We start from the raw sequence: 24,382 nt of genomic DNA, 5'->3' as shown, positions 1-24,382 counted from the left end.
TCCACACTTATTAGCATTTTTTTTATTTGAATCCTCCCTAGTAGAATTAAAGTATATCAGAGAATTGCAATTTATTGATTCCTTTTTTAAGAAAAAAAGTACCCACAAAAAAGTATTATACAATTTCTTGACGCCTTACAATACTAAACAGCCGAGATCAAAATAAAATCATAAATTTCACGTTGTCAAATGAATAGTTAAACTAAAAAAGTATTATTTTTGAAACAAAGAATAGTATCATGAACGAAATTGCCGCCTATTTTTCAACGATTCCATCATCTCATAGAAGTTTAATTCTTGTAAGCGGTATCGCTGTTTTTTGGCTTATTGAGAATGCTTTCCCTCTTTTTAATCTGAAATACAAAAAATGGCAGCACGCCAGCATCAATATTTTCCTGACGTTAACAACAATCGTAGTCAATTTTGCATTAGCTTTTATATTATTACAATCGGCTGACTGGGCTTTTGATAATCAATTTGGAATTTTGCAATGGCTGCCGCAAATGTCATTATGGTTATATGCTTTAGTCGGACTACTGTTATTGGATTTAATAGGAGCCTACCTCGTTCATCTAGTGGAACACAAAATCAAATTATTGTGGCGCTTTCATTTAATCCACCATACCGATGTATGGGTGGATACCACATCTGCCAACAGGCATCATCCAGGAGAAAGTCTCATCCGATTTGCTTTCACCACATTGGGAGTATTAATCGTGGGAAGCCCCATGTGGCTCGTTTTTCTATATCAAACCTTGTCTGTAATCGCGACGCAATTCAATCATGCTAATATTGATTTGCCTAAAAAATGGGATACCGTTTTAAGTTACTTCATAGTATCTCCTAACATGCATAAAGTCCATCATCATTACAAATTGCCTTATACGGACAGTAATTATGGTAATATTTTTTCGATCTGGGACCGGATGTTTGGCACCTTTAAAACACTTCCAAAAGAAGACATCATCTACGGCGTTGACACTCACATGAAGCTCGAAGAACACAATCAGTTACAGAATTTATTAAAAATACCGTTTCAAAAACATCGCTCACCAGAAAACTTGTAAATACTCTAAAAAAAAATGATATTTTGAACATAAGTAAATATATTTTTATTAATATTGGTATCTGATTTAGAATCAATTATATTAATCATTAAAAACACATTGAATTAATTTTCACCTGATGAAAAAGAGTAACCGTAAAGAATTGAACTGGGAACAAACAGAAAAACTTGTTACAATGGCCTTAGAGGAGAAGAATCCTTTTGAAATTATCAAAAAAGAATTCGGTCTGTCCGAAAAAGAGATTCTGGAAATAATGAAAAAGAAGATGCCCGCAGAAAAATTTGAAATGTGGAAAAAGAAAGCTACAGCAAACAAACCAAAACCAAAACCAATAAAAATCGATCATTTTGATGAAGATTTGGACGGTAAGTACTATATAAAAAATAAATTAGATTAACCGATTAAAAAAACACTCTTAAACAAGAGTGTTTTTTTATATAAAAATCTAAAGCTGAATAGTTCGACACCTCCTGTAACAATTATATGTTTTGAAAGTCTAACAAGAAAATTAAACCAACGAAAAATGAAGAAAATAATTTATGCATTTGCAATAACAGCGGTTCTATGGAGCTGTAAAACTGCCAATTCAATAACAACAGCTACTTCAGCTAAAGAACCAATCCAGGTTGCAATAAATCTAACTGACATCAAAGAGGATAAAGTAATGGTGATGGTAAAAGCCCCGTCAATTAAAACCGACGAAATCACTTATCATATCCCAAAAACAGTTCCGGGCACATATTCAGAAGACAATTATGGGAGATTTATAGATGATTTAAAAGCATATGACGCAAAAGGAAATTTATTGCAAGTAAATAAAACGGACACTAATTCATGGTCTATATCGAAAGCGAAAACCTTAGATAAAATCACTTATTTGGTCAACGACAGCTTTGACGTTGAAAAAGGTACCGGTTTTGGCCAAGACGATGTTTTTTCGCCGGCAGGCTCGAACATAAACGCTGGTAAAAATGTGATGCTTAACACTCATTGTTTCGTAGGCTACTTCACTAATTTTATGTCCGCTCCATACCAAGTGGCTATTTCCCATCCAATGGAAATGTGGGGAGCAACTTCAATGACTGATATAGACTCTAGTGACACAAACGATGTCTTTGTAACCTCCAGATATGCAGAGCTAGTTGAAAACCCTATCATGTACTCCAAGCCAGACCATACTTCATTTACAGTTGACGGAATGGAAATTAACATCAGCGTTTATTCTCCGACTGGAAAAATTACGGCCGAGAGCATAACGCCAGAAATGAAAACAATGATGACTGCACAAAAGAATTTTTTGGGAAAAATAAATTCGACCAAAAAATACAGCGTACTATTGTATCTATCTACAATGGCTGATGGCGATGCCAAAGGCTTTGGTGCTCTAGAACACCCAACCGCCACTACTGTTGTCTTGCCTGAAGTGATGCCAAAAGAAGAATTAGTCAAATCGATGAAAGATGTTGTTTCACATGAATTTTTTCATATTGTAACCCCATTGAGTATTCACTCGAAAGAAATTCAATACTTTGATTACAATATGCCAAAAATGTCGAAACATTTATGGATGTACGAAGGAGTTACGGAGTATTTTGCTAATTTATTCCAAATCAACCAAGGACTAATTACTGAGGACGAATTCTATACCCGAATTTCAGAAAAAGTTGAAAGAGCAGAAACAATGAACGACAGCATGTCTTTCACTACCATGAGTGCCAATGTATTGACACAACCATACAAAGACCAATATGTCAATGTATACCAAAAGGGATCGTTGATAGGAATGTGTTTAGATATCATCATAAGAGAAAAAAGCAATGGGGAAAGAGGAGTTCTTGATTTGATGCAAAAACTCTCCGATGAATATGGAGTTTCAAAACCGTTCAACGACGATGAGCTGTTCGCCAAAATAATCGCTTTAACTTATCCAGAAGTGGGAACCTTTTTAACTAACTATGTTTCAGGCACAACACCAATTCCCTACGAAAATTATTTTGCAAAAGTAGGACTCTCGGTATCTACGATAAAATCACCCTCCAATGTTTTCCTAAAAGGGCAAAAACCCTATATCACGGTGAATCCGCAAACTAAAGAAATTGTTGTTATACCAAATATTGAGTTAAATGACTTTTACACCTCTTTAGGTCTAGAAGGCAACGATGTAATAGTGGCCATCAATGACAAAGGATATAACCTGGACAACATTTATGAGATGATAGGCGCAAGTCAGAACTGGAAAGAAAACGATGCTATAGTTGTAAAAATAAAACGGAACGATACACTACAAACTATTAAAGGAACAGTCAAACTTCCTTATGAAGACAAGCAAACCCTTAAAGCAACCAACGATTCAAAAACACAACTAAAAGAAGCCTGGTTGAAAAGCTAATTTCAAATTCTAGTTTAAAAATCCCAATATAGAGATATATTGGGATTTTTTATAAAATTTCGATAAGTTAGTCTCTTATCTTTCCAACTATTTTCTTTATTTTGCAGCAAAATATATAACCAATGAAAAAAATCATTCTTGCATTTGTTTCTCTCGTGCTTTTAGCATCTTGCAACAAAGATGAATCAAAAACAAACTTGCATATTACAGGGAATATCAAGGGTCTGAAAAAAGGCACTTTATATATCCAAAGAATTGTTGACACTGCCCTTGTGGCCATAGACACAATTACAATTGATGGTAGCTCTGTATTTGAAAGCGACATCGATTTAAAATCTCCTGAGATGTTATACTTATTTCTCGACAGAGGTACAAGTAACTCGTTAGACAATAACATACTGTTTTTTGCTGAGCCCGGAAATATAACCATAGACACCAAATTGGAGTCTTATATTGCGGATGCTAAAATTACAGGTTCAAAAAATCAAGAATTATTTGAAGAATACAAAAAAATTAATTCTCGTTTTACAGACGAAAAACTAACTTTAATTGAACAAAAGTTCAATGCAATTAAAAACAAGAATAGTAAAGCCATTGACAGCTTAACCGCAAAACAAGAATCCAACATAAAGCGGAAATATTTGTATGCCACTAATTTCGCGATAAACAATAAAGATCATGAGATAGCTCCTTACATTGCCTTATCCGAGATTTACGACATCAATATTAAATACTTGGATACTATCCAAAAATCAATGAGTCCAAAAGTGGCACAATCACTTTACGGAAAGCAATTAACTGAATATATAGTATCTATCAAAAACCAAAAATAAAGCGATTAGCAACTCTATTTCGATTATTTGTAAAAACAAAAAAACGTCTCGTGAAAATCGAGACGTTTTTTTTTGGCCTATGAAATAAATAAATAATTTGTGGACTAATATAAAATAAAAAACCACCTAACAAAAGTTAGGTGGTTTAGCCGATGAGCCGGCGGAGGGACTCGAACCCACGACCTGCTGATTACAAATCAGCTGCTCTAGCCAACTGAGCTACGCTGGCGTCTCATTGAGGGTGCAAATATAAGTCTGAATTTTAAATTTCCAAAATAAATTCGCACTTTTTTATCGTTTTTTTTGACTACAATTCGTTGATTTTAGCAATCAATTGATTTGCAGTTTGTTCCAATTCAACGTTAATTTGTTTGAAGTGTGCTTTTTTGTTTTCAACTTTCTTAGCGTTCACTTTAGTGATCAAGTCGTCAAATGCAGCAATAGCTTCATCAATTAAATTGTTAGTTTCAGTTGTTGGTTTTCCTGTTGTTGAAATTTCAAACAAGTAAACTGCTTCAATAATATCTCCTAAAACGTAGTTGATGTCTTTTTTTAAATTCTTAATATTTGCCATTTTATTTTTAATTTTAATTTGCGTCTGCAAAAGTACATATAATCTTTCTATTACTCGCTATGAAATGTAAATTTCTAAAATAGAAGCTTTCCCATTAAGCCCGAAAACAGTCATCGCTGCAGGAATCAATACGGTGTCGCCTTTTTTATATTTAAAAATGACATCCTTATATTCCAACTCAAATTTTCCATCAACACACATATAGACAGTAAAACTATCCCCTAACTTTGTAACCTCTTCTGCTCCGTCTAATGGAATAAAGTTGGTAGTAAAATAAGGACAATCTACAATCGTATTTGAGTGATTGATTTTCTTATCGTAGCCCCGATACGTATTTACCTTATTGTAATTGATAGCTTCAAGAGCCAAATCTACATGTAATTCCCTAGTATTGCCCTGAGCGTCGACTCTGTCAAAATCATATAAGCGATAAGTAATGTCGGAAGTTTGCTGAATTTCGGCCACAACTAATCCCGCTCCAATAGCATGAACAGTACCCGTTTCTAGAAAAAAGACATCACCTTCTTTTACCTTAACATCATCCAGAATAGAAAGCAAGGTTTTATTCTTGAGGTTTTCTAAATATTCAGTTGAATTTGACTTTTCCTTAAAACCAACAATGATTCTAGCATCCTCATCTGCCTGCATGATATACCACATTTCTGTTTTTCCAAAAGAATTGTGGCGTTTTTTAGCCAATTCATCATTGGGATGTACCTGAATAGATAAATCTTCGCGGGCATCTAAGTATTTAAAAAGTAGTGGAAACTGCTTCCCGAATCTCTTATGAACAGCTGTACCTAATACCTCATCTGCTGACTCGTCAATGATTTCCATCAATGACTTTCCTTTCAATTCTCCATTTGCAACAATACTAATATCACCCTCGACAGTCGACAGCTCCCAGCTTTCGCCAGTTATATTAGATACGATTGGTTTATCAAGAATTGTTTTTAACTTTTCGCCTCCCCAGATTCTTTCTTTTAGTATCGGTTCAAACTGTAAGGGATATATTTTTGTGGTCATTTATATTTATTTAATAGAAACATACTTTACTGTTTCAACAATTATAGCGTATGCTATTTATTTATCAGCTAAATCCTTAATAGCTTGCAACGCTTTAGTAATATGTTTCGTGGCCATCATACTACTGTCAAATATCATTTTTATCTCTCCATTTTTATCCGCCACATAAGTCACCCTACCTGGCAACATGCCAAACATGCTTGATGAAACTCCAAATAATTTTCTGATCTTCTTATAATTGTCAGACAAGAGTATAAAAGGTAATTTATACTGTTTGGCAAATTTTTTATGTGAATCAACACTATCGCCGCTTATACCAATAACTTCGGCACCCAAATCTTTAAAGTCTTCGTATTGGTCACGAAAACTGCATGCTTGTGCCGTACATCCAGGTGAACTGTCTTTAGGATAAAAATAGATAACTAGAGGTTTCTTTCCCAACAGCTCTTTGATGTCAAAATCATTCCCTTCAGTGTCTTTTGCAACGAAATTTGGGATTTTGTCCCCTACTTTCAACTCCATTACTCTCCTTTATATGTTACAAAGTTTCTAGCGGTTTCGTAAAGAACAACTTCCAAATCAAATTCAGTTGAAATTCTGCTTCTTATTTTGTTCCAAATCACCACGGCTATATTTTCAGCTGTGGGATTAAGTTCTTTAAATTCAGGAACATCTAAATTTAGGTTTTTGTGATCAAACTGATTTTCCACTTCTTCTTTGATAATGTCTGCCAAAATTTTTACGTCCATGACAAATCCAGTTTCTTGATCTATTTCGCCAGTAACACTAACAATCAGGTCATAATTATGACCATGAAAATTGGGGTTATTGCATTTGCCAAAAACTGTATCGTTTTTTTCTGACGTCCAATCCTTGCGATACAATCGATGGGCCGAATTAAAATGTGCTTTTCTACTTATGCATACTCTCATGGTTCTGTCTTTTTTTTAAAGATTTCCTAAATCTTAGATTTATATTTTTATAATTTATGGTCTTCCAAAAAGTGATAGAACTCGTCAAATATGATTTTAAACCATACCGTATAGCTTTCTGGATGTAATCGCATGTCGCTTTTTACCTCTTCAATATTCATCCATTTCCAATCCTCTGCTTCTTCTGGGTTAATCTGTGGATTTTTGTCATAATAACCAATCATTACGTGATCGAGTTCATGCTCTGTCAAACCGTTATCAAAAGGAGCTTTATATATAAAATGAAAAAGCTCTTTGAGATCAGTTTTAAAACCCATCTCTTCAAACAACCTCCGAGTTCCGGCCTGAATATTAGTTTCGCCTTCCCGCTGATGACTGCAACAAGTGTTAGTCCAAAGTAAAGGAGAATGGTATTTATGCTGCGCCCGCTGCTGCAACATGATTTCGTTTTTACTGTTTAAAACAAAAACCGAAAAAGCACGATGCAATACTGCTTTTTCATGCGCCTCTAGTTTAGGCATTAGTCCAATTTGTTGGTCCTCTTTATTAACTAATATTACGTTTTCTTCTATCATACCAATTTTTTGCGTCACAAAAATACAAAAAAGATAAACAAAAGAAACGTCTTTAACGTTCTGTTTCTATTTGTTTAAGACCAAAAACCTCACAAAAATTCAATTTGAATTGCGTCAACCCATTCCACTATTCTTTTGTACTTTTGATAATCTAAACCATCGCTTACAATGACCCCGCTAAAAATACGAAAAGCCATCTTAGACGATCTAAATACACTCCTCGAATTCGAGCAAGGGATTATCGCAGCAGAACGTCCATACGACCCGACTTTAAAAGAAGGCACAATTAGTTATTACAATATTGAAAAAATGATTTTAGCCACTGATGTTGAAGTCCTGGTTGCTGAAATTGACGAGCTTATCGTAGGTTCCGGCTATGCAAGGATAGCAACTGCAAAACCTTATTTAAACCATGAAAACTATGCTTATTTGGGTTTTATGTTTACACATTCGGAATATCGAGGACAAGGGATAAATTCAAAAATTATCGAAGAACTAAAGAACTGGTGTAACTCCCTAGATATATACGAATTGCGTTTAGACGTTTACAGCGACAATCCTTCTGCAATAAAAGCCTATGAAAAAGTAGGATTCAAAAAGCACCTCATCAATATGAGAGCGGGTTTATAAACTCCGGCGAAGAAATAAAAAAATAGAACAACTACAAAAAAATGTCAATTATGGAAAATAAAATTAATAAACCCGAAAATCCACATTACTCAAATACCGACACAACAAAGCTGCAAATATCTGATGCCGAATGGAAAAAAGTATTGCCTGAAGAAGTCTTTCTAGTTACAAGACAGGCTGATACCGAAAGACCTTTTACCGGAAAATACTGGGATACCGATGAAAAAGGAACCTATTATTGTGCCGCTTGTGGCAACAAATTATTTCGTTCTGGCGGGAAGTTTTCCAGCAGCTGCGGATGGCCCAGTTTTTTTGAACAAGACAATAAAAACAGCGTAATTTATAAAAAAGACAACTCTTTTGGGATGCAGCGAATAGAAGCGCTTTGCGGAAGATGCGATGGTCACCTTGGTCATCTTTTTGACGATGGCCCTGCACCAACCGGTAAAAGATACTGCATGAATTCTATAGCACTTGACTTTATTCCTGACGAAAAATAGCCTCGGGCATTGGACAAGCTTGGCCTTGAACTGAGCTAAGTGTGTTTGTCCAAAATAGCATCCTCACGAACAAACCTAATGCAGAAATCATCATCTTGGTCGGCAGGAGGAAACTGAAGTACTATTTAAAACCAACGTTGAAAAATAAAAAACAATAGCTGATGAAACCGAAAAGTAATTTTCGGTTTTTTTAATTTAGTAAACTAAAGAACAGTGAAGTCAATAATAAAGTTTTTTCTTATATTTGATGGAATAAAGTCCAATTCATCAAAGGATAAGATTTTTCAAATAAAATGACCCGCGAATAACCTTAGTTTAAACATAACCTTAAGTTTCATGAAAAAACCATTTCTTTACCTTGTCTTTTTGTCCTTTTCTTCAATTATCTCAGCTCAAACCCCAAGTTTAAAAACTAAAATTAATCAAAAGGCAGAATCTATTGAGTCTAAAGTTATTGCTTTAAGAAGAGACTTTCATCAAAATCCTGAATTAGGAAATAGAGAATTCAAAACGGCAGAAAAAATAGCCTCCTACCTTCGTTCTTTAGGTATAGAAGTTCAAACTGGAGTAGCAAAAACTGGAGTAGTTGGTATTTTAAAAGGAGGCAAACCCGGAGCTGTTGTAGCTCTTAGAGCAGATATGGATGCACTACCTGTTACTGAAAGGGTAGACATCCCATTTGCATCGAAAGTCATTGGGGAATATAATGGCCAATCTGTAGGAGTAATGCATGCTTGCGGACATGATTCCCATATGGCCATTTTGCTAGGCACTGCTGAAGTTTTAGCTTCTATGAAAAACGAACTACAAGGAACCGTGAAATTTATATTTCAACCAGCAGAAGAAGGAGCTCCCGAAGGAGAAGAAGGAGGAGCAGCATTAATGGTAAAGGAAGGCGTCCTTGAAAATCCTAAAGTTGATGTGATTTTTGGCTTACACATCAGTGCTCAAGCTGAAGTTGGTAAAATTAATTATCGTCCTAAAGGAGCAATGGCTGCCTCAGACTGGTTTAAAATAAAAATAAAAGGCAAGCAAGCACATGGAGCTAGTCCTTGGCAGGGGGTTGACCCAATTGTTACCGCATCCCAAATTGTTTTAGGACTACAAACAATTGTTAGCCGAAATGTAGACCTCACAGCATCTGCTGCGGTAGTCAGTGTTGGAAAAATAACTGCTGGAGTAAGAAGCAATATTATACCGGAAGAACTCGAAATGAATGGTACCATTCGCACACTAGACAGCAAAGTTCAAGAAATGATTCATGCTAAAGTAAATCAAATAGTCACCAACATTGCAGAAAGCGCTGGAGCTACGGCAGAAGTAAGCATCACGAAACAAACCCTAATAACATATAACGATCCTGAATTAACCGAATTAATGCTCCCTTCATTACGGGCAACAGCCGGAGAAACTAACGTGATATTAGCGCCAGCAAGAACTGGAGCAGAAGACTTTTCTTTCTATCAAGCAAAAGTTCCTGGACTTTTTATTTTTTTAGGAGGCATGCCTATAGGAAAAGAGGTGTCCGAAACAGCCTCACACCATACACCAGATTTTTACATAGATGAAAGCAGTTTTGTTTTAGGAGTTAAGGCGATGTCAAATTTGACAGTAGATTATATGAATTTAAATGCTGCCAAAATAGGAGCTGAATAATACTAGCGCGAGCTTTTATATCTCTAGATTAAATCAAAAATAAACTAGTAGACTAAAGACTATGTTGTTATCTGCTTTTATTTTGCTTTTATTTGTTAAATAAAGAACAATTACGGGCTGTATTAAGTTCCGACTAGAAATTAATTAAATGATGATTTTTGCAGAAGCAGTCGTAAAATAGACCACCTAAAAACGAAACAATGAAGTCTGAAACCGAAAAGTGATTTTTGATTCAGACTTCATTGTTTTTTTATCTAGGAACCACAGAGCGGCTGCCCTGTCCTGTTAGTATCTAAAAATAACTTAACTCTACTGTCTTTCCTACAATAGCAGAGCGAAGCGTATTCAATTTCACAATTCCAGAAAATATAAACATTCACTACTATTTTATTTTTATGAAAACAAAGCTAAATAGTATTTGTTAGCTGAGGATGATGAAGCTACTAATCTTATTAACCGAAGAATTATTGAGAAGGCTAGAATTACAGATCATATTGAAGTGCCTTATAATGGTACAAAAGCTTTAGACTATCTTTCTTGTAGAGGAAAATACTAAAAAAAGGAACACAATTTCCAAAACCAAAGTTGATCTCAATGAATATCAATATACTTGTTATGGCTGGCTGGGAATTTGTGCTTCTTATGCTTAGCTAGATAACAATAAAAAAAAAGCGAAAACATTAGTAATGCTCAGAACCTCCTCCAAACCGTATGACAAAATAAGAGCAAAGAATATTTTAGAAATTTCCGGGTTTCAAAGCAAATCTTTGGATTTATCAAAAATAAGCCGCATCACCAATACCGACTTTAGGGATTCTGATTAATCTTTACAATTCGCAGACAAACAATTAACAATCCACATCAATAGCCAAGGAACTAAGGCTTCTATTTATTTTTAAATAATTGTCTTTTATTTAAACTTTCCCCGATCATTAAGGCACATTTTTCACCGTCAATAGCGGCAGATATAATACCCCCAGCATACCCGGCTCCCTCTCCGCAAGGGTACAATCCCTTTATTTGCAAATGCTCATATGTTATAGGATCTCTTGGAACACGAACAGCTGAAGAGGTTCTGGATTCTGGAGCATGCAATATCGCTTCATTAGTCAAGTAGCCTTTCATAGACTTTCCAAATTCAGAAAAACCTTCACGCAATATTTGAGTCAGGAAACCAGGAAAAACCTGTCCCATTTCTACCGAAGTGGTCCCAGGAACATATGATGTTTTCGGAATTTCAGAAGAAACTCTACTTTGTGTGAAATCAATCATTCGTTGAGCAGGAACTCTTTGAGTTTCCCCAGCTAAATGCCATGCTTTTTGTTCGATACTTTTTTGGAATTCCATCCCAGCCAAAGCTCCATATTTGGCAAACGGCTTAAAATCTTCTAGTTTCAGTTCAACAACAATCCCCGAGTTGGCCGTAGCCTGATCCCGTTTTGATGGAGACCAGCCATTTGTAACTACTTCTCCTGGACTAGTTGCGCAAGGGGCAATTACACCTCCCGGACACATACAGAAAGAGTACATTCCCCTTCCTCCCACTTGCTTTACTATACTATAGGGAGCAGGCGGCAAAAGCGCTCCCCGATAATCACAACTGTATTGAATACTATCAATTAATGATTGCGGATGTTCAGCCCTAACTCCTAAGGCAAAAGCTTTAGCCTCGATAAATATTTTTTTGCGATCCAGCAGCTCAAAAACATCCCGCGCAGAATGTCCCGTAGCCAAAATTAACTTATTCGCTAGAATAGTAGTTCCCTTTTGGGTAACAATTCCTTCCACTTCATTGTTTTTGACTAAGATATCAGTGACCCTAGTCTCAAACAGAACCTCCCCCCCACATTCAATAATTTTTTCACGAATGTCTTGAATAATTTGAGGTAATTTATTAGTTCCAATATGCGGATGTGCCTCCACTAAAATATCCGGTGTCGCACCGTAAGCAACCAACAGCTCCAGAATTCGGTTTACATCCCCTCTTTTTTTGGAACGGGTATATAGTTTTCCATCAGAGTAAGTTCCTGCCCCACCTTCACCAAAACAATAGTTAGAATCTTCATTTACAATATGGTCTACATTGATGGCCTTCAAATCACGACGACGACCACGTACATCTTTGCCCCGTTCGATCACTATTGGCTTTAAGCCCAATTCAATTAATTGCAGAGCGGCAAAAAGTCCTGCAGGGCCAGCCCCGACAACAATAACTTCTTGTGCACTGCCAACATGGGGATAGTCTGGAATTTGTATCTTACTCTCCTGAAAAGCTTCCCCTTTCAAGTAAACGGCTACTTTTAAATTAAGCTTTATTGTTTTCTGACGGGCATCAATGGAGCGCTTTAATATCGATACTTGCTGAATTTCTTGTGGAGAAATTTTTAGTAATTTTCCAAGATAATCTTTTAGCAGCAAGTCGTTTGCGGCTATTTCTGGAGATACTTGTAATAGGTGTTCTTGAGGCATTTGCGAAATTGTTATTCTATGACATGCTTAATCGGTCATCCGAGAACAGTATCACAGTGCAAAAATAGTATTTTGAAGTGGATTTGATAGTTTGTTTATTCGCTTTTAAACCCACAAACATTGTAACTTTGCTCTTTTAAATCAAAACACGCAAAAATGTCTAGAAAAATAAAGTTAATATGGGATTTTCGTGGGCCTGCTTCCGCAAAAACAGCCGAACATCACGAAATTCATTTGAAAGAGTATATTGCTATTGAAAAATTACCATTGAACATTACGGGCTTTGAGATCCAAAGTGAAATGATGTCTATCGCGTTTATGGTAGTCACAGACGAGCATATGGTTCAGGTACGTGATGCCCTGAAACCACATCGCGGGGAGCTGTTTGAGTGATCAGTTTTCAGTAGTCAAATTTGCAATAGAAACACTGAACACTACCAACTGATTACTGAACACTTATTTTTAATTAGCCACTTCGCTAATAAATTTAATTCGCATTAAACGAAGTTCTTCCGTATCGTACTCACCCTCAAACTCTTTTAGTGCAGCTTCGATTTGGTCGGTAGCTGATTCCATAAAGTAGTCATAAATCTCCGCTTGTTGATCATCATCCAACATCTCGTCGATCCAATACTTAATATTTAGCTTGGTCCCAGAATAAACTATTTGTTCCATTTCTTTCATCAAAAGATCCATAGAGAATCCTTTAGCTTTAGCTATATCATCAAGAGGCAACTTGCGGTCAACGTTTTGAATGATATATAACTTATTAGCCGATTTGATTCCAGTTGACTTTACGATTAAATCTTCAGGACGAAGGATCTCATTATCTTCAACATAATGACTTATTAATTCAACAAATTCTTTTCCGTATTTCTTCGCTTTCCCTTCCCCAACTCCATGAATATGGATTAGTTCCTCTGGGGAGATCGGATATTTTAAAGCCATGTCTTCAAGTGAAGGGTCTTGAAAAACCACAAAAGGAGGAACTCCAATTTTCTTGGCCACCTTTTTACGTAAATCTCGCAACATTGCCATTAAGGTTTCGTCGATAACGCCCGATGATTTTGAAGCACTTACAATCGCTTCATCACCCTTTTCATTGTACTCATGATCCTCTGACATCATAAAAGAACTTGGGTTCTTTATAAAGTCTAATCCCTTATCCGTAATTTTTACGATACCATAAGTCTCAATATCCTTAGCCAAATAACCCGCCACAAGAACTTGCCTTAATAACGCCATCCAGTATTTCTCATCAAAGGCAGCTCCTGATCCAAAAAAAGGCTGAACATCAGTTCTATGTGCCTTTATCACCGCATTGACCCTACCGGTTAAAGTAAAAACAACCTCCTTGGATTTATATAAATGCCTAGTATCTCTTACCACTTCTAGCAATTTCACGACCTGATTTTGGGCTTCGATTTTTACTTTTGGATTTCTGACATTGTCATCCATGTCAGCACCATCGCCCGTTTCACTATCGAACTCTTCACCAAAATAATGCAACAAAAATTTTCTTCTAGACATAGAGGTTTCGGCATAAGCCACCACTTCCTGTAATAAGGCAAAACCAATTTCTTGCTCTGCAACGGGTTTCCCCGACATGAATTTTTCTAGTTTCTCGACATCTTTGTATGAATAATAAGCTAAACAATGTCCTTCGCCGCCATCCCGACCGGCACGACCTGTCTCTTGATAATAGCTTTCTAAAGATTTTGGAATGTCATGATGAATCACAAAACGAACATCTGGCTTATCAATTCCCATACCAAAAGCAATGGTCGCCACAACAACATCTACATCCTCCATAAGAAACATGTCTTGATGTCTAGCTCGAGTTTTCGCGTCTAATCCGGCATGATACGGTACCGCACTGATTCCGTTTACTTGTAACACTTGAGCGACTGCCTCAACTTTTTTGCGGCTCAAGCAATAAATGATTCCTGACTTTCCTTTATGTTGTTTTATAAAACGGATGATGTCTGATTCTACATTTTCTGTTTTTGTGCGCACCTCATAATACAAATTAGGCCTGTTGAACGATGCCTTAAAAGTAGTAGCATCAGACATATCCAAGTTTTTCAGAATGTCTTCCTGTACTTTTGGTGTTGCCGTAGCAGTAAGACCTATGACGGGTAGGTCACCTAATTGTTTTATAATATGTCTCAAATTTCTGTATTCTGGTCTGAAGTCATGCCCCCATTCAGAGATACAATGTGCTTCATCAATAGCAAAAAATGAAATCTTTACCGTTTTAAGAAAATTAACATTTTCCTCCTTAGTCAAAGATTCTGGCGCGACATACAGCAGTTTTGTCAGTCCGGACGTAATGTCTTTCTTGACTTGTGTAATCTCAGTTTTAGTTAGTGAAGAGTTTAAAACATGGGCGATACCATTCTCTGAGGACAAGCTTCGGATTGCATCTACCTGGTTTTTCATCAAGGCAATTAAAGGAGAAACAACAATAGCCGTACCCTCTTGTATTAAAGCTGGGAGCTGATAACAGAGTGATTTACCACCTCCTGTTGGCATAATGACAAATGTATTTTGCTTATTTAGCAAACTTTTAATCACTTGCTCCTGCAGGCCCTTAAATTGGCCAAAGCCAAAATATTTCTTTAATTCTTTATGGATGTCAATTTCGTTTGAATTCATTCTTTATTATATGGTATTATGTGGTATTTTGTATAAATTTGCGGTAGATAAAGATACAACTTTCTTTAACACATACAAATTTTAAACATTCTGTTTTGATATCTAAAGAAAATATATTGGCTATCGCCAAAAAAACCATCTTATCTGAGAGCCAATCGATTACAAAACTAACTGATCTGCTGGATGATAATTTTACAGATGCAACTTTAGCAATCTATAATTCAAAAGGGCGATTGATCGTCACCGGCATCGGAAAAAGCGCTATCATAGCACAAAAAATGGTAGCCACCTTCAACTCTACAGGAACCCCGTCTATATTTCTTCATGCTTCCGAAGCGATTCACGGAGATTTAGGTATGGTACAAAATGACGATGTGATTATATGCATTTCTAAAAGCGGAAATAGTCCAGAAATAAAAGTTTTAGTTCCTCTTCTTAAGCGTTTTGGCAATACATTAATTGGAGTTACAGGAAATATAAGCTCATTTCTGGCCAAAGGCTCGGATTTTGTTTTAAACACTACGGTAGAAACCGAAGCTTGTCCTATGAACTTAGCGCCAACAAACAGCACCACTGCCCAACTGGTTATGGGTGATGCCTTAGCAGTCTGCTTGATGGAAATCCGTGGTTTCACGGCAGATGATTTTGCAAAATACCATCCTGGAGGTGCCTTAGGAAAAAAATTGTTGCTTAGGGTCCAAGACATGTTGGAACATACCCTAAAACCAATAGTTTCTCCAGACACTTCGATAAAAAAGGTGATTTTTGAAATTTCGGAAAAACGACTGGGCGTAACTGCAGTGGTGGATCGAGAAAAAGTCATCGGTATTATTACTGACGGTGATATACGAAGAATGCTGAATGAAAGAGAGTCTTTTGCAGATTTAACCGCAAAAGACATCATGACTAGAAACCCCAAATTGATCCAGTCAACAGATATGGTCGTAGACGCTCTAAACATTCTCGAAGATTTCTCAATTACCCAACTGGTAGTTGTAGAGAACGAGAAGTACAAAGGCATTTTACATTTACATGATATTTTAAAAGAAGGAATACTATAATGGCAAAGAAAAACATGAACGAGATGTCGTTTTTAGATCATCTTGAAGATTTAAGATGGTTATTGGTGAGAAGTACAATAGCAATAATAATTATGGCTTTTGTCACGTATTTTTTTAGTGATTACTTGTTTGACACTATCATATTTGGTCCGGTACGGCCAACATTTACTACCTATCAATTTTTTTGTGACCTATCTCAATACTTCGGATTAACGGATAGTTTCTGTATTACTGAATTTCCCTTTATCATCCAGAATACCTCCATGGAGGGGCAGGTGAATGTGTTTATTTGGGTCTGTCTTCTTGCCGGATTTATTTTAAGTTTTCCTTATATTTTATTGGAAATATGGAAATTTATAAGTCCTGCACTTTACAAGAATGAAAAGAAAAATGCCAAGGCATTCATATTTTTTTCTTCGCTACTCTTCTTTATTGGAGTGCTATTTGGCTATTATATCGTAATCCCCATGTCAGTTAACTTTGTGGCCACCTTTAAAGTCAGTGATTTAGTCCTCAATCAGTTTACATTAGACTCCTATATTGGTTTGGTAAAAACCTCCGTTCTGGCAAGTGGATTGTTTTTTGAATTACCAATTATTATCTATTTCTTGACAAAACTGGGATTAGTGACTCCTGCATTTTTAAGAACCTATCGCAAATACGCTATTGTACTTGTACTAATTGTAGCGGCAATAGTTACCCCACCAGATGTGGTGAGTCAAACTATCGTTGCAATACCAATGTTATTAATATATGAGGCAAGTATCTTTATTTCAGTATTTGTAACTAAAAATAAAAAAGAATAATTATGAGTGCTATTATCGAAGAATTCAATGACTACCGTTCTAAAATGAACGAAAAACTACTAGCTGACAACAACAAAATAGTGAAGCGTATTTTCAACCTCGACACCAATGCTTATGCAGCCGGTGCCCTTGACGTAAAAACAAAAGAACTTCTAGGTTTAGTCGCCTCTGCAGTCTTACGCTGTGATGACTGTGTAAAATACCACTTGGAAACTAGCCATAAAGAAGGCGTTACCAAAGAAGAAATGATGGAAGCAATGGGAATTGCTACATTAGTTGGCGGAACTATCGTTGTACCGCATTTACGTAGAGCATATGAATTCTGGGAGGCCTTAGAAGAAGAGGCCGCAAAATAATACATCATACCAAATATAAAACGTCTCATCATTTTGAGACCTCAATTACATTTAGAAAGAGACTAGATTATTGTTAACAGCTTGATTTACTGATTTGTTTATTCGTTTATTTGTAACGGTTAAGCACTACTATGATTAAACAATTACACGAAACAAAATGATTTTAAGAGCAGAAAACTTAGTAAAAAAATACAAAGGCCGGAGTGTAGTTAAAGGCATTTCGGTTGAAGTAAACCAAGGGGAAATCGTTGGACTTTTGGGACCAAATGGTGCTGGAAAAACAACTTCCTTTTATATGATTGTGGGCTTGGTAAAACCAAATTCAGGAAACATCTACCTTGATGACATGAACATTACTGACTACCCCATGTACAAAAGGGCTCAGCACGGGATTGGTTATTTGGCGCAAGAAGCTTCCGTTTTTAGAAAACTAAGTATCGAAGACAACATATTGAGCGTTTTACAGCTAACTAATCTTTCAAAAGAAGAACAAGAGGCTAAAATGGAAAGCTTGATTGATGAATTTGGCTTACAACACATTCGGACAAACCGAGGCGATTTACTTTCGGGTGGTGAGCGACGTCGTACTGAAATAGCGCGCTGTTTAGCTACAGACCCCAAATTCATTTTGCTAGATGAACCCTTCGCCGGAGTTGACCCGGTAGCCGTTGAGGACATACAACGAATTGTAGCCCAACTAAAAAACAAAAACATCGGTATTCTGATAACAGACCACAACGTTCAGGAAACACTTGCTATAACTGACAAAACCTATTTGATGTTTGAAGGAGGTATTTTGAAAGCTGGAATTCCCGAAGAATTGGTAGAAGATGAAATGGTACGTAGGGTATATTTAGGACAGAATTTTGAACTGAGAAAGAAGAAATTAGAGTTTTAAAAGAGTGGTCAGTGGTCAGTGATCAGTGTAAAAGAGTAATCAGTTCTAAGAGAGTGGTCAGTTTAAAAAAAAGTAGCCAGTGATCATCTTAAAATTAAGTGTACAGTGGTCAGTTCTAAGAGAGTGATAAGTTTTCAGAGAGTGGTCAGTGATCAGTGCAAAAGAGTAATCAGTTTAAAAAAAGCGTAATTAGTTATAGAAAAAGAACTTTATTTTGTTACTAAATTAAAGAATATCAAATCCACGACTTAAGCGAATTTACTTTATGAGCCAAAACAAAAACCAAGTAAAGATACCCTAGAAAAATGGCACAAAGATCCTAGTAATTGGTTTTTTGGAATTTTCTATTACAACAAGGCAGATAAACGAATATTCCCCCCAAAAAGAATGGCTTGGGCTGGATGGACAGTTAACTTTGCTAATTCTATTTCCGTTGCCGTTTTTTTGATTGTTATTATTGGAATAATTGGAATAAGCTTGTTTCTACCAAAATAATGGATGATTCTAAATACTGCCCACTGAATATTGATTACAGAATACTGAACACTGATCACTAAATACTGACAACTGATCACTGAACACTGACCACTACTCACTAAATACTGACCACTGTTCACTAAATACTACTCACTGCTCACTAAATACTGCTCACTAAATACTACTCACTACTCACTGAATACTAAATACTAAATACTGCTCACTGAATACTGATAACTGACCACTGAATACTGACCACTGCAAACTGATCACTACTCACTAAAAAATGATCACTAAATACTGCCCACTGAACACTGAACACTACTCACTAAAAACTGAATACTTACCACTGCTCACCGCAAACTGCTCACTAAACACTCACACCAAATTTTTGTGGATTTAAAATCATATAATTAATTAGTTTCCCGACTTCATTGCTTTCATTTATCAATTCATTGTAAACACTTTCATTGATATAGTTGCATTTAAACGAAAACTCTAGCCAAACCTGAGTTTCTGAATTTTCGGCATCTGAATCGGTTAATTTGCTATGAAAATTCTTGGGATAGACCCTTTTTCTATAGGATTCAGAGATATTCGCCGGCACACTTCTTGAAGAACGCCGAATTTGATCCGTCAAAGAATACATTTCTTCTTTCGGAAATAATTTTGTTATTTCAAAAACTTTCATCGCCAGTGAAAATGATTTCTTATACGCCAGTAAATCTTGAAATTTCATCATTTATATAAATTTTTAAGGCCACTTAGTTTCCACTGACCATTGAATACTGAATACTCCAAACTGAACACTGCTCACTGAATACTGACCACTGACCACTGCAACCTGAACACTAAAAACTGAATACTGAACACCGATTACCGATCACCGATCACCGATCACTGCAACCTGAACACTACTAACTGCAACCTGATCACTGACCACTGATCACTGATCACTGAATACCGACGACTGCTCACTACTCACTAAATACTGCTCACTACTCACTGACTACTGCTCACTGCTCACCGCAAACTGAACACTGATAACTACTCACTACTAACTAAAAACTGATCACTGCAAACTAACAGCTACTCCACCGTAATAAACTGCAATTGCTGTAAATCTCCGTTGTAAATATTAACATCGACATTGCCTTTAATGCCATTGACGGATGCTTTTTCTGTAAATTGCCAGAACAACCACTCCTCATCAATTTCCTCACGGTAAAAATTATAATTGGCAATCCAAAAAAGGTAATCACTGAATTCTTCTTTCAAAAAATCGTCGTAATAGCTCTCCCCTGTATAAATAATAGGCTTCACTTGATAATGCTCTTCCACCTTCTGCAACCATCTTCTCAGTCCAACTTTTAGTCGTTCTACAGATTGATTTTTAGGCAATTTTTCAATGTCCAAAACAGGAGGTAAGTCTCCCTTACTTAAAGAAACAGTTTTAATAAAAAACTCCGCCTGATCTAGCGAATTTTCATTGGGACGGTAATAGTGATAGGCTCCCCTTCGGAGTTTATTTTTTTTGGCGCCAAGCCAGTTGTTGTTAAACTGCCTGTCAAGTCTGTCTTCACCAACTGTTGCGCGGATAAAAACGAAGTCAATAGGGTATTTGCCTTCTAGAGTATCTACTTCCATCCAACTAATTTTCCCCTGGTATTCAGACACATCTATACCAATTGATTTTCCTTCGTGTTTGTCTAAAACCTGGTGATTTCGCACATCAGAAATACGTTTGTCTTCCAACTCCTTTTGTGCAGTGCGATTTGATTTAAAACTAAAATAATAGCCTAGACCGTTGCGATAGTGGTAGCCTAGCCCAAAAACAAGAAGAACAAAAAAAATAAGTACCATAAATTGCAGTACTTTGCCAGAAAAAAAAGACCCTTTCTTTTTAGTCCTTCTCCTTACAATAGTTTTTTTATTAACGCTTTTTCTTCTCATCCAATAAAAATTTATTGCTCACTATTGACAGCAACACATAACAAATGATGATCAAAGGAATACCTGCGTATTGGAAAAAAAACAACAACAAAAAGCACAGAAATAAAAAGCCAATCTGAAGTGCATTATGCCTAAAGCTAAACTTTTTAACCTTTAAAGAAAATAAGGGAATCTCCGCATTCAAAATATAAGCGCTAAAGAGCGTTATGATCAACAAAACCCATTGGCTTGTGAAGATTTCGAGGGTAATTAAAGAATCGGAATATTTTAGTACCAGAGGTAAACTCAAAATAAACAAAGCATTAGCTGGTGTGGGCAAACCGATGAAAGAATTGGTTTGACGCGTATCAATATTAAATACGGCTAAACGATAACAAGATCCCAGAGTGATAATAAACCCAAGGTAGGGCAACAGGGGACTAGCAGAAATCTCATGCTGGCTATTTGAAAGCATATAAAACATAACATATCCCGGAACGACTCCACTAGTTACCATATCAGCCAAAGAGTCCAACTGCAAACCTAGCGGTCCAGATACTTTCAACAGTCGCGCAAAAAAACCATCAAAAAAATCCAAAAATATTCCAAGACAGACAAAATAAAAAGCCATTTCGAAATCCGAATTAGTCACGAAGACCAGAGCAATGCAACCGCATAGCAGATTAAGTAGCGTAATTGAATTGGGGATGTGTTTTTTAATGTTCATTACAATTTGAAATTTAAAGTCTTAGCTTACAAATTTAAGATAATAAGTGAATCCATCCCCCGTTTTGTATAGAGATTATCAACAGCGCATTTCCCACTGAGATTTATTTATCACAAGAGCAAAAGAAGCTCAGTAAAAAATTATATTTTTGATAAAAATTAAACGGCTGCCCCGCTTGTAAAAACAATCCGATTGAAAAAATTTCAATTCTTTATATTGCTTTTGATTTGCTCCTTAAGTTATGGGCAAACCCTTAGAAAATATTCCAATGAATTTATGAATATTGGCGTTGATGCGGCTGCCTTGGGCATGGCTAATGCGGTTGTGGCCTCGACAAACGATGTTAATTCAGCTTATTGGAATCCGGCGGGCCTGAGCAATCTAGAAGACCATCAAATTTCTCTGATGCACGCGAATTACTTTGCTAATATTGCTCAATACGATTATATCGCTTATGCCAGTCCCATTGATGACCGCAGTGCCTGGGGAATTTCCTTAATCCGTTTTGGAGTTGACGATATCCTGAACACAACTGAATTGATTGACAGCCAAGGAAATATTGACTACAATAGAATCAGTCTTTTTTCTACCGCTGATTACGGCTTTACTTTTTCCTATGCACGCAAATTAGCCGTTCCAGGATTTCAATATGGCGTCAACACAAAACTTATAAGAAGGCTGATTGGTAAATTTGCTAGCTCTTGGGGATTTGGTTTTGACGTTGGACTGCAATTTGAAAGAAACGACTGGCAATTTGGGTTGATGGTTCGCGACATCACCACCACTTATAATGTGTGGAATATTGATGAGAAGGAGTACCAAAAAATTGCCGACGCAGTACCAGGCCAAAACCAAGAACTACCAGAAAGCACCGAGATTACTGCTCCCAAAGTGCAGCTGGGACTTTCTAAAAAGTTTATCATTCGTTATGACTACAGTCTTTTGGCTGCAGCCAATATTAACATGCGATTTGCCAAAACCAACGATTTGATTTCAACTGATTTTGTCAGCGTCGATCCTGCCTTAGGTTTTGAATTTGGCTATACTGATTTGGTTTTTGTTCGCGCTGGCGTGGGTAACTTTCAAAACATACAGCAATTAGACAGCACCAAAAAAGTGGGGTTCCAACCCAATATGGGTTTGGGCTTTAAATACAAAGGCATCCAAGTGGATTATGCTTTAACCGATTTAGGCAATCAGAGCGCAGCTGTATATTCTAATATTTTTTCGGTAAAAGTAGACTTATCCCTATTTAGAAACTGATTACACTCTTTAACATAACAAAAATGAAGGTTTCCGTTTTAAAAAAAATAGTCTTTTTCGCCCTTTTCCTTGGCAGTGCAACTAGCAGCTTTGGCCAAAATAAAATCTTGTCAGAAAACGCTAAAGTTAGCGTATTGACTTGTGGAACTGGCAATGAATCCTATTCGCTGTTTGGACATACCGCAATCCGAATCACAGATACAGGACATTTTATAGATCTAGTATATAATTATGGTGCTTTTGATTTCAATACACCCAATTTTGTCGCTAAATTCACAAAGGGAGATCTCCAATATTTTGCAGTAGCCCATCCCTTTTCAGACTTCATGAATGAATACAGCTATGAAAGAAGGTCGGTTTACGAGCAGGAACTTAATATTCCGTACGCTCTTAAACAAAAACTATTCGATAACTTGAATACCTCCCTGGCATCGGGAGAAAGCCATTATACCTATAAATTCATCGATAAAAACTGTACGTCCATGGTCGTCGATATCATCAATAAAACCCTGGACACTGTCGCGATAGTCAAAAACACCGACACTGACGTTACGTATAGAACTATCTTGTATCCTTATTTTGACGGTCACTTTTACGAACAACTGGGCACCAGCATTATTTTCGGGAAAAAAGTGGACCAACTGGGAACAAAGATCTTTTTGCCCTTCGAATTGCTAAAAAGCTTGAAAAAAGTGCAATACAACAAGCAGCTACTCGCGCAAGAAACCAAGACCCTACTCGAATTCAAAGAAACCCCTCCGCGTTCTTGGTGGAACAATTGCTATTCCTACCTTCTTTTCCTGATAGTGATAGTTATTGTGAACAGACAGTTCACAAATCAGTTGTATCTTTTTACGATGGGAGTGCTGGGATTGTTCTTTCTGGCTGTGGGATTCTATTCCAGCCATCTCGAGTTGGCTTACAATTATAATATCCTCTTATTCAATCCGGCCGCACTGGCGCTTCTTTATTTCTGTCACAGGAAGAATAAAAAATGGATTTATGAACTGTCTTTACTTAACCTAGGGGCACTGGTCGTTTACTTATTTATTCTAGTCAACAAAGCCCATCTTTTGATTGTGCTGCCCTTGATTTTAAGCAGTGGTATTATGTTAGTGAGATTGATAATCGCAAACAAACGAACTTCGATTGTCGTTCATCGTTAACCGATTTTCGCTAATCGAAAAACGAACAACGGTAAACGAACAACGATGAAAAGGGAACAAAGAGGAAAGAATAAAGAATAAAGAACAGAGAACAGAGAACATAGAGAAAAGAGCAACGAAATCTATACGGCTGCTCTTTTGATTTGCAGGCTTGAAATCGAAGATTGCTTCGACTGTTCGCTATTGATCGGCGCATGAATACTAAAAAAAAATATTAATTCATGAATATCTTTTGTTTCTTTCGTATCAAGACAAATCGAAGATTCAGCGAACACCACTTAAAATAAAAGATAAGTGAGCTAAAAGAAAAGAACACCACTTACAATAAAAGATTAGTGAGCTAAACGAAAAAGACTCCTTTCAAAAAAAAATTTACTTCTCAAAACT

General features: G+C 36.5%; 25 protein-coding genes and 1 tRNA gene. 15 read left to right on the top strand and 11 right to left on the bottom strand.

Going from position 1 to position 24,382, the window contains the following annotated elements; all coding sequences use genetic code 11:
* Positions 1 to 239: 239 nt before the first annotated feature.
* The 4 genes from ACEN2H_RS07035 to ACEN2H_RS07020 all read left to right on the top strand — a co-directional run bounded on the left by ACEN2H_RS07035 (position 240) and on the right by ACEN2H_RS07020 (position 4,289).
* Positions 240 to 1,067 carry a sterol desaturase family protein gene (locus ACEN2H_RS07035; RefSeq protein WP_441731612.1) on the top strand — a complete coding sequence of 276 codons (828 nt, stop codon included), beginning with the start codon at positions 240 to 242 and terminating at the stop codon, positions 1,065 to 1,067.
* Positions 1,068 to 1,185: 118 nt separating this feature from the next.
* Entirely contained in the window at positions 1,186 to 1,464 is a 279-nt protein-coding gene (locus ACEN2H_RS07030) for a DUF2805 domain-containing protein (RefSeq protein WP_441731611.1), read from the top strand.
* 126 nt (positions 1,465 to 1,590) lie between these two features.
* Positions 1,591 to 3,456, top strand: coding sequence for a M61 family metallopeptidase (locus ACEN2H_RS07025; protein WP_441731610.1), 1,866 nt, complete (start codon positions 1,591 to 1,593; stop codon positions 3,454 to 3,456).
* A 122-nt stretch (positions 3,457 to 3,578) separates the two neighbouring features.
* Entirely contained in the window at positions 3,579 to 4,289 is a 711-nt protein-coding gene (locus tag ACEN2H_RS07020; RefSeq protein ID WP_441731609.1) for a DUF4369 domain-containing protein, read from the top strand.
* A gap of 155 nt (positions 4,290 to 4,444) precedes the next feature.
* Here the strand turns inward: ACEN2H_RS07020 and ACEN2H_RS07015 are convergent.
* The 6 genes from ACEN2H_RS07015 to idi form a co-directional block, all read right to left on the bottom strand.
* Positions 4,445 to 4,518: transfer RNA gene (locus ACEN2H_RS07015), tRNA-Thr, on the bottom strand.
* A gap of 78 nt (positions 4,519 to 4,596) precedes the next feature.
* Complete coding sequence (locus ACEN2H_RS07010) at positions 4,597 to 4,863, bottom strand: hypothetical protein (protein ID WP_441731608.1); 267 nt, start codon at positions 4,861 to 4,863, stop codon at positions 4,597 to 4,599.
* Positions 4,864 to 4,920: 57 nt separating this feature from the next.
* Positions 4,921 to 5,889, bottom strand: coding sequence for a type I phosphomannose isomerase catalytic subunit (locus ACEN2H_RS07005; protein ID WP_441731607.1), 969 nt, complete (start codon positions 5,887 to 5,889; stop codon positions 4,921 to 4,923).
* Between the two features lie 57 nt (positions 5,890 to 5,946).
* On the bottom strand, positions 5,947 to 6,411 hold the full coding sequence (locus ACEN2H_RS07000; protein WP_441731606.1) for a peroxiredoxin: 465 nt from the start codon (positions 6,409 to 6,411) through the stop codon (positions 5,947 to 5,949).
* Positions 6,411 to 6,821, bottom strand: a complete 411-nt coding sequence (locus ACEN2H_RS06995) for a 6-pyruvoyl trahydropterin synthase family protein (RefSeq protein WP_441731605.1) — start codon at positions 6,819 to 6,821, stop codon at positions 6,411 to 6,413. The genes ACEN2H_RS07000 and ACEN2H_RS06995 overlap by 1 nt, the downstream gene beginning before the upstream one ends.
* A 47-nt stretch (positions 6,822 to 6,868) precedes the next feature.
* Complete coding sequence (idi, locus tag ACEN2H_RS06990) at positions 6,869 to 7,396, bottom strand: isopentenyl-diphosphate Delta-isomerase (protein WP_441731604.1); 528 nt, start codon at positions 7,394 to 7,396, stop codon at positions 6,869 to 6,871.
* 168 nt (positions 7,397 to 7,564) lie between these two features.
* Between idi and ACEN2H_RS06985 the strand changes: the two genes are divergently transcribed.
* The 3 genes from ACEN2H_RS06985 (at position 7,565) to ACEN2H_RS06975 (ending at position 10,182) form a co-directional block, all read left to right on the top strand.
* On the top strand, positions 7,565 to 8,026 hold the full coding sequence (locus ACEN2H_RS06985) for a GNAT family N-acetyltransferase (protein WP_441731603.1): 462 nt from the start codon (positions 7,565 to 7,567) through the stop codon (positions 8,024 to 8,026).
* A gap of 41 nt (positions 8,027 to 8,067) precedes the next feature.
* A complete protein-coding gene (gene msrB, locus ACEN2H_RS06980) occupies positions 8,068 to 8,526 on the top strand; it encodes a peptide-methionine (R)-S-oxide reductase MsrB (RefSeq protein ID WP_441731602.1) in 459 nt (152 codons plus the stop codon).
* A 336-nt stretch (positions 8,527 to 8,862) separates the two neighbouring features.
* Complete coding sequence (locus ACEN2H_RS06975) at positions 8,863 to 10,182, top strand: amidohydrolase (protein ID WP_441731601.1); 1,320 nt, start codon at positions 8,863 to 8,865, stop codon at positions 10,180 to 10,182.
* Positions 10,183 to 11,067: 885 nt separating this feature from the next.
* On the opposite strand, the gene ACEN2H_RS06970 is transcribed toward ACEN2H_RS06975, so the two are convergent.
* Positions 11,068 to 12,651, bottom strand: a complete 1,584-nt coding sequence (locus ACEN2H_RS06970; protein WP_441731600.1) for an NAD(P)/FAD-dependent oxidoreductase — start codon at positions 12,649 to 12,651, stop codon at positions 11,068 to 11,070.
* 156 nt (positions 12,652 to 12,807) lie between these two features.
* On the opposite strand from ACEN2H_RS06970, the gene ACEN2H_RS06965 reads away from it, so the two are divergent.
* Positions 12,808 to 13,044 carry a hypothetical protein gene (locus ACEN2H_RS06965; protein WP_441731599.1) on the top strand — a complete coding sequence of 79 codons (237 nt, stop codon included), beginning with the start codon at positions 12,808 to 12,810 and terminating at the stop codon, positions 13,042 to 13,044.
* Between the two features lie 69 nt (positions 13,045 to 13,113).
* On the opposite strand, the gene ACEN2H_RS06960 is transcribed toward ACEN2H_RS06965, so the two are convergent.
* Positions 13,114 to 15,309 carry a RecQ family ATP-dependent DNA helicase gene (locus ACEN2H_RS06960; protein ID WP_441731598.1) on the bottom strand — a complete coding sequence of 732 codons (2,196 nt, stop codon included), beginning with the start codon at positions 15,307 to 15,309 and terminating at the stop codon, positions 13,114 to 13,116.
* A gap of 95 nt (positions 15,310 to 15,404) precedes the next feature.
* Between ACEN2H_RS06960 and ACEN2H_RS06955 the strand changes: the two genes are divergently transcribed.
* The 5 genes from ACEN2H_RS06955 to ACEN2H_RS06935 all read left to right on the top strand — a co-directional run bounded on the left by ACEN2H_RS06955 (position 15,405) and on the right by ACEN2H_RS06935 (position 18,925).
* Positions 15,405 to 16,370: a KpsF/GutQ family sugar-phosphate isomerase gene (locus tag ACEN2H_RS06955; protein ID WP_441731597.1), complete on the top strand. Its 966-nt coding sequence runs from the start codon at positions 15,405 to 15,407 to the stop codon at positions 16,368 to 16,370.
* Positions 16,370 to 17,176, top strand: coding sequence for a twin-arginine translocase subunit TatC (gene tatC / locus ACEN2H_RS06950; RefSeq protein WP_441731596.1), 807 nt, complete (start codon positions 16,370 to 16,372; stop codon positions 17,174 to 17,176). The genes ACEN2H_RS06955 and tatC overlap by 1 nt, the downstream gene beginning before the upstream one ends.
* Before the next feature lie 2 nt (positions 17,177 to 17,178).
* Positions 17,179 to 17,532 carry a carboxymuconolactone decarboxylase family protein gene (locus ACEN2H_RS06945; RefSeq protein WP_441731595.1) on the top strand — a complete coding sequence of 118 codons (354 nt, stop codon included), beginning with the start codon at positions 17,179 to 17,181 and terminating at the stop codon, positions 17,530 to 17,532.
* A 157-nt stretch (positions 17,533 to 17,689) separates the two neighbouring features.
* Positions 17,690 to 18,430 carry an LPS export ABC transporter ATP-binding protein gene (gene lptB, locus ACEN2H_RS06940; protein WP_441731594.1) on the top strand — a complete coding sequence of 247 codons (741 nt, stop codon included), beginning with the start codon at positions 17,690 to 17,692 and terminating at the stop codon, positions 18,428 to 18,430.
* Between the two features lie 339 nt (positions 18,431 to 18,769).
* Entirely contained in the window at positions 18,770 to 18,925 is a 156-nt protein-coding gene (locus tag ACEN2H_RS06935; protein WP_441731697.1) for a DUF5808 domain-containing protein, read from the top strand.
* Between the two features lie 352 nt (positions 18,926 to 19,277).
* Here the strand turns inward: ACEN2H_RS06935 and ACEN2H_RS06930 are convergent, their stop codons facing one another.
* The 3 genes from ACEN2H_RS06930 to ACEN2H_RS06920 all read right to left on the bottom strand — a co-directional run bounded on the left by ACEN2H_RS06930 (position 19,278) and on the right by ACEN2H_RS06920 (position 21,566).
* On the bottom strand, positions 19,278 to 19,646 hold the full coding sequence (locus ACEN2H_RS06930; RefSeq protein ID WP_441731696.1) for a four helix bundle protein: 369 nt from the start codon (positions 19,644 to 19,646) through the stop codon (positions 19,278 to 19,280).
* A 350-nt stretch (positions 19,647 to 19,996) separates the two neighbouring features.
* The gene (locus tag ACEN2H_RS06925) at positions 19,997 to 20,860 is read right to left on the bottom strand and encodes a glycoside hydrolase family 25 protein (RefSeq protein WP_441731593.1); all 864 of its coding nucleotides are present in this window, start codon (positions 20,858 to 20,860) and stop codon (positions 19,997 to 19,999) included.
* The gene (locus ACEN2H_RS06920) at positions 20,841 to 21,566 is read right to left on the bottom strand and encodes a CDP-alcohol phosphatidyltransferase family protein (RefSeq protein WP_441731592.1); all 726 of its coding nucleotides are present in this window, start codon (positions 21,564 to 21,566) and stop codon (positions 20,841 to 20,843) included. The genes ACEN2H_RS06925 and ACEN2H_RS06920 overlap by 20 nt, the downstream gene beginning before the upstream one ends.
* A 276-nt stretch (positions 21,567 to 21,842) precedes the next feature.
* Here ACEN2H_RS06920 and ACEN2H_RS06915 point away from each other — a divergent pair, with 276 nt between their 5' ends.
* Positions 21,843 to 22,829, top strand: coding sequence for a PorV/PorQ family protein (locus ACEN2H_RS06915; protein WP_441731695.1), 987 nt, complete (start codon positions 21,843 to 21,845; stop codon positions 22,827 to 22,829).
* Between the two features lie 23 nt (positions 22,830 to 22,852).
* Positions 22,853 to 23,995 carry a lipoprotein N-acyltransferase Lnb domain-containing protein gene (locus tag ACEN2H_RS06910; RefSeq protein ID WP_441731591.1) on the top strand — a complete coding sequence of 381 codons (1,143 nt, stop codon included), beginning with the start codon at positions 22,853 to 22,855 and terminating at the stop codon, positions 23,993 to 23,995.
* The last annotated feature ends 387 nt before the right edge of the window (positions 23,996 to 24,382 follow it).

It is taken from the genome of Flavobacterium sp. W22_SRS_FP1 (assembly GCF_052113685.1).
In the GTDB taxonomy this organism is placed as follows: domain Bacteria; phylum Bacteroidota; class Bacteroidia; order Flavobacteriales; family Flavobacteriaceae; genus Flavobacterium.
This window is presented reverse-complemented; position numbering and strand designations above follow the sequence as displayed.